We start from the raw sequence: 474 nt of genomic DNA on the forward strand, positions 1-474 counted from the left end.
CGGTGGGGCCCTGGTCGCTGCTGCCCACGACCGGGTGCGCGTCCCACGGCTTCAGCGTGGGCAGCTCCACGTCGTCCTGCATGGAGAAGGAGAGGAAGGTCCCGCTGCCGTCCGCCTCCAGCGGCAGCGCCAGCCGCAGCTCGTTCCGGGAGCCGTAGGAGTCCGCATCGCGCACGGCGTCCCCCCGCAGCATCTCCAGGGTGAAGTCGCCCGAGGCCTCCGTGGTGGCGGTGGCGAGCGGCGTGTAGCGGTCGTCGTCCAGCCGCTCCAGGGTCATCGTCTCGCCGGCGCGCGGCGTGCCGTCGCGGTGGAGCGAGCGGCCGTACGCGAAGATGGGGTCTTCGGGGTAGCGCTCGCAGCCGGTGGAGGTGAGGGCCAGCAGTCCCAGGGAGGTGACGAGTGCGCGTCGCATGTCAGTAGGTCGCCTTGAGCCCGAGGAGGGGGAGGATGACGGGGATGCGCGTGGGGTTCCGC

Annotated in this window: 1 pseudogene; it reads right to left on the reverse strand. The window is 72.4% G+C overall.

The features are described from left to right. Positions 1-412: pseudogene (locus D7W79_RS42710) on the reverse strand (hypothetical protein); the annotation flags it as partial. Positions 413-474: the final 62 nt, after the last annotated feature.

Origin of the sequence: Corallococcus exercitus, assembly GCF_003611585.1 — a bacterium.
GTDB lineage: Bacteria > Myxococcota > Myxococcia > Myxococcales > Myxococcaceae > Corallococcus > Corallococcus exercitus.